Raw genomic sequence first — 5,107 nt, 5'->3', positions numbered from 1 at the left:
CCGGTCGGCTCGGTGACTTGCACCTCGGCCCGAATGGTCGGCGCGCCGGTGGCTTCAGCGGCAGCCAGTACGATCTGCTCCGGGCGCAGGCCCAGGATCACTTCGCGGTCTTCAAGACCGGCATCGTTCATGTTCAACGGCAATTCACAGCGGGCCTGGCCGCTGTCCAGCAGCGCCACCAGGCGGCCGTCCTTGCGTTGCAGGCGCAGTGGAATGAAGTTCATCGGCGGCGAACCGATGAAGCTCGCCACGAACAGATTGGCCGGGTCGTTGTAGATCTCTTTCGGCGTGCCGAACTGCTGGATGATGCCGTCCTTCATGACCGCCACTTTGTCGCCCAGGGTCATCGCTTCGATCTGATCGTGGGTGACGTAGACGGTGGTGGTTTTCAGACGCTGGTGCATCAGTTTCATTTCGGTACGCATCTCGACCCGCAGCTTGGCGTCGAGGTTGGACAGCGGTTCGTCGAACAGGTAGATCTTCGGGCGACGCGCCAGTGCCCGGCCCATGGCCACGCGTTGTTGCTGGCCACCGGAGAGCTGGCCCGGCTTGCGATTGAGCAGGTGCTCGATCTGCAGCAGCTTGGCCACTCGCGCCACTTCTTCATCGATCGCCGCCTGGGGCATCTTGCGAATCTTCAGGCCGAATTCGATGTTCTCGCGCACGCTCATGGTCGGGTACAGCGCGTAGGACTGGAACACCATGGCGATGTCACGATCCTTGGGGCTCATGCCGCTGACGTCCTGGTCGCCGATCATGATCGCGCCACCGGTGATGTTTTCCAGGCCGGCAATGCAATTCATCAAGGTCGATTTGCCGCAACCCGAAGGGCCGACCAGGATCAGGAACTCACCTTCCTTGATCGACAGTTCGATGTTCTTCAGGGTGTCCGGCAGGCCGGTACCGTAGGTCTTGTTTACGTTACGAAGTTCGAGCGTTGCCATGATTACCCCTTGACCGCGCCGGCCGTCAGGCCGCGCACGAAATACTTGCCTGCGACCACATAGACCAGCAGGGTCGGCAGCCCGGCGATCATCGCCGCCGCCATATCAACGTTATATTCCTTGACCCCGGTACTGGTGTTGACCAGGTTGTTCAGCGCCACCGTGATGGGCTGCGAATCACCGCTGGAGAACACCACGCCGAACAGGAAGTCGTTCCAGATCTGCGTGAACTGCCAGATCAGGCACACCATGATGATGGGTGTCGACATCGGCAGGATGATCAGGCGGAAGATCGTGAAGAACCCCGCGCCATCCAGGCGAGCCGCCTTCACCAGTGCATCGGGAATGCTGACGTAGTAGTTACGGAAGAACAGTGTAGTAAACGCCAGTCCGTAGACGATGTGCACGAACACCAGGCCCGTGGTGGTACTGGCCAGGCCCATCTTGCCGAGGGTGAACGAGGCTGGCAGCAGCACGGTCTGGAACGGCAGGAAGCAGCCGAACAGCAACAGGCCGAAGAACAACTGCGAACCACGGAAGCGCCACATCGACAGCACGTAGCCGTTCAACGCACCGATGGCGGTGGAGATCAGTACCGCCGGAACGGTGATCTTGATCGAGTTCCAGAAGTAGCCGTCAACCGTGGCCCAGGCTTTCACCCAGCCGATGCCGGTGATCACGGTGGGCCAGCTCAGCAGGTTGCCGGTGCTGATGTCTTCCGGGGTCTTGAAGCTGGTGAGCAACATGACCACCAACGGCACCAGGTACAGCAGGACAGCGAGAATCAGCACCGCGTAGATCGCGACGCGGCTCAGGCTGATGGCAGGTTTGCCAGCAAGACTAGTCATTGCGCTTGGTCCTCAGCTCGGAGTACAGGTAAGGCACGATGATCGCGAGAATCGCACCGAGCATCAGAATCGCACTGGCCGAACCCATGCCCATCTGGCCGCGGCTGAAGGTGAAGGAGTACATGAACATCGCCGGCAGGTCGGAGGAGTAACCCGGACCACCCGCCGTCATGGCCGCCACCAGGTCGAAGCTCTTGATCGCGATGTGCGCCAGGATCATTACCGCACTGAAGAACACCGGGCGCAGGCTTGGCAGCACCACTTTCCAGTAGATGCGCGGCATGCTCGCGCCGTCGATCTGCGCCGCACGGATGATCGATTGATCAACACCGCGCAGGCCGGCAAGGAACATCGCCATGATGAAGCCCGAGGCTTGCCACACAGCAGCGATCACCAGGCAATACACCACACGGTCCGGGTCGATCAGCCAGTCCAGGCGAAAGCCTTCCCAGCCCCAGTCACGCAGCAGTTTGTCCAGGCCCATGCCTGGGTTGAGCAGCCATTTCCAGGCGGTACCGGTGACGATCATCGAAAGCGCCATCGGGTACAGGTAAATGGTGCGGATAAAACCTTCGCGACGGATTTTCTGGTCGAGGAAAATCGCCAGGGTCACGCCGATCACCAGGGTGATGCCGATGAACATGCCCCCGAACACCGCGAGGTTCTTGCTCGCGACCCACCAGCGGTCGTTGTCGAACAAGCGCACGTATTGCGCCAGGCCTACGAATTTGTAGGTCGGCAGGAAAGTCGAGTTAGTGAACGACAGCACGAACGTCCACAGGATGTAGCCATAGAAGCCCACCAGAACGATGAACATGCTCGGCGCCAGCACCAGTTTGGGTAGCCAGCGCTGCAGTGCATCGAACGGCGAGGCTTTGCTGAACACAGCAACAGAACTCATGGGAAAATCCAGTACAGGGAAAAAGGACTACAGGAACATGCCTTGTGGGGGTTAGGGGTCCCCCCACAAGGCCATTCGGTACTAACCGTTACTTGGCCGACTTGATCGCTGCCGCGAGTTTCTTCGCGGTATCGGCAGGGTCAGCTTTCGGGTCATTGATGTAGTTGGTCACGACATCAAAGAACGCGCCTTGTACCGCCAGCGTGGTTGCCATGTTGTGGGCCATGCTTGGTTGCAGGCCGCCAGTCTTGGCATCCGCCAGGAAGTCCTTGGCAGCAGTCTGGGCGCAGGAGTCGAAGCCGTATTTGCCCATGTCTTGCAACATGTCGATACGAACCGGGATCGAGCCTTTGTTGATGCTGAAGACTTTCTGGAAGTTTTCGCTCAGCACGACCTTGGCGATGTCCTGCTGACCGGCAGCAGTGCCTTTGTCTTTCTGCTTGAAGGCTGCGAGGGAGTCGATGTTGTAGGTGAAGGCCTTGTCGGTGCCCGGGAAGGCTACGCACTCGTAGTCTTTGCCGGCGACTTTCTTGGCGGCGGTCCATTCACTCTTGGCCCAGTCACCCATGATCTGCATGCCGGCCTTGCCGTTGATGACCTTGGCGGCTTCCAGGTTCCAGTCCTGGCCTTTGCCGTCGGCGTCCATGTAGGTCGCGACTTTCTTCAGCTCGGTCAGGGACTTGATCATTTCAGGGCCGGTCAGGGCTTTTTCGTCGAGGTCCACCAGGGCTTTCTTGTAACCGTCAGCCCCCATGACCGAGAGCACGACCGCTTCGAAGACGGTGCTGTCCTGCCAAGGCTGGCCACCGTGGGCGAGCGGAATGAAGCCCGCGGCCTTGAGCTTGTCGCCCGCTGCGTAGAATTCTTCGAGGGTGGTCGGGTTCTTGGTGATACCGGCTTTCTTGAACACTTCCGGGTTGATCCACAGCCAGTTCACGCGGTGAATGTTCACCGGCACGGCCACGTAGTTACCTTCGTACTTCACGGTATCGGAGACTTTCTTGTCCAGCAGGCTGTCCCACTTCTCTTCTTTGGCGGGTTCCTTCAGGACGTCGGTGTCGAGCAGCCCGGTGGACGCCCATTCCTGGATGTCGGGGCCTTTGATCTGGGCCATGCCTGGCGGGTTGCCAGCAACGGCGCGGCTTTTCAGTACGGTCATGGCAGTGGAACCGCCACCGCCGGCGACGGCACCGTCTTTCCAGGTGAAACCGTCTTTTTCAACTTGGGCCTTCAGGACATCTACTGCCGCTTTCTCGCCACCCGAGGTCCACCAATGCACAACTTCAACCGTCCCTTTCGAGTCGGCGGCAAAAGCACTGAGGGGAAACAACGAGGCAACGGAAATAGCTACGGCGAGGCGACTGATCGCTTTCATCTGAGTACCTTTTTTCTTGTTGTTATGCATGCAAGTCGGTGCTTGCGCTGCAAACGAGTTTAAACAGGGATTTTTCAGGTGCAGGTAACAAAGGGACGCCAAAATGTCACCACTTGGTGACATAGCGCCCGGTGGCCACGGCACTGGCCATGCTCGGTGACAAGGGTAGCCCCGGCAGCAAGACAGACTGCCAGGCGTGGTAGAGGTCCGGTTTGCCACCCCAGATTTTCGCGCTGGGCTGGTTTTTCGGGCTCAGTTCGTGGTGCCAGCTGCCGTGGGTGCGGTCAATGAAACGGGTTTCACAGAACTCCCAGAAGCGCCGGTACCAGGTTTCGTAATGCAACTCCCCCGTGCGTTTGAGCAGCGCCTGGGCAGCGGCACTGGCTTCGCAATGGGTCCAGTGCAGGCGCTCGCGCACCACGGGGCGCTGGCTCCAGTCGAGGGTGTAGACAATGCCGGGAGCGCCGTCGACGGCCCAGGCGTATTCACAGGCGCTGGCGAACAGGCCCTTGGCGTCGGTCACTAGCCACTCAGGGGTGACGAGCCCGGCATCCAGGCGCGCAGCCTCAAGGTGCAACACCAGTCGCGCCCATTCGAAGCCGTGGCCGGGGGTGATGCCGTAGGGACGAAAACCATCGGCCGGGTTGTCTTCGTTGTAACCACGCAGGGGTTGCCAATGGCTGTCGAAATGCTCGATCACCATGTCCCGGTTTTGCGCCGCATGGGTATGAATAATCCGCTCGACGATGCGCAGTGCCCGGTCCAGCCAGCGGGTTTCACCGGTGACATCGGCCAGGGCCAGGAAGGCTTCAGTGGCGTGCATGTTGCTGTTGGCGCCGCGATAGGCTTCTACCCCGCTCCAGTCCTGGGCAAAGGACTCGAGCATCGCGCCCTCCTCTTCGCTCCAGAAATACTGGTCGATGATATGGATCGCGTCGTTGAGCAAGGTTTGCGCGCCGGGAGCGCCGGCCACTACTGCGGAGCTGGCGGCCAGGGCGACAAAAGCGTGCAGGTAGGCGGCCTTGCCGGTGTTGCCGTC

General features: G+C 60.1%; 5 protein-coding genes. All 5 read right to left on the bottom strand.

Features of this window, described 5'->3' with window-relative positions; all coding sequences use genetic code 11:
- Nucleotides 1-944 (bottom strand): ABC transporter ATP-binding protein (locus tag HX846_RS32570; protein WP_178966987.1); only part of this gene is annotated, 944 nt, incomplete at its 3' end.
- A 2-nt stretch (nucleotides 945-946) separates the two neighbouring features.
- Nucleotides 947-1,792, bottom strand: coding sequence for a carbohydrate ABC transporter permease (locus HX846_RS32565; RefSeq protein WP_003213012.1), 846 nt, complete (start codon nucleotides 1,790-1,792; stop codon nucleotides 947-949).
- Nucleotides 1,785-2,693 carry a carbohydrate ABC transporter permease gene (locus HX846_RS32560; RefSeq protein WP_003213011.1) on the bottom strand — a complete coding sequence of 303 codons (909 nt, stop codon included), beginning with the start codon at nucleotides 2,691-2,693 and terminating at the stop codon, nucleotides 1,785-1,787. Before HX846_RS32560 ends, HX846_RS32565 begins: the two co-directional genes overlap by 8 nt.
- Before the next feature lie 88 nt (nucleotides 2,694-2,781).
- Nucleotides 2,782-4,068, bottom strand: a complete 1,287-nt coding sequence (locus tag HX846_RS32555; protein WP_003213009.1) for an ABC transporter substrate-binding protein — start codon at nucleotides 4,066-4,068, stop codon at nucleotides 2,782-2,784.
- Between the two features lie 106 nt (nucleotides 4,069-4,174).
- A partial coding sequence (locus HX846_RS32550; RefSeq protein WP_178966986.1) for an AGE family epimerase/isomerase occupies nucleotides 4,175-5,107 on the bottom strand: 933 nt, incomplete at its 5' end.

Origin of the sequence: Pseudomonas sp. K5002 (assembly GCF_013386655.1) — a bacterium.
Lineage (GTDB): Bacteria > Pseudomonadota > Gammaproteobacteria > Pseudomonadales > Pseudomonadaceae > Aquipseudomonas.
Note: the sequence above shows the minus strand (reverse complement) of the source record. Positions and strands in the feature narration are given on the sequence as shown.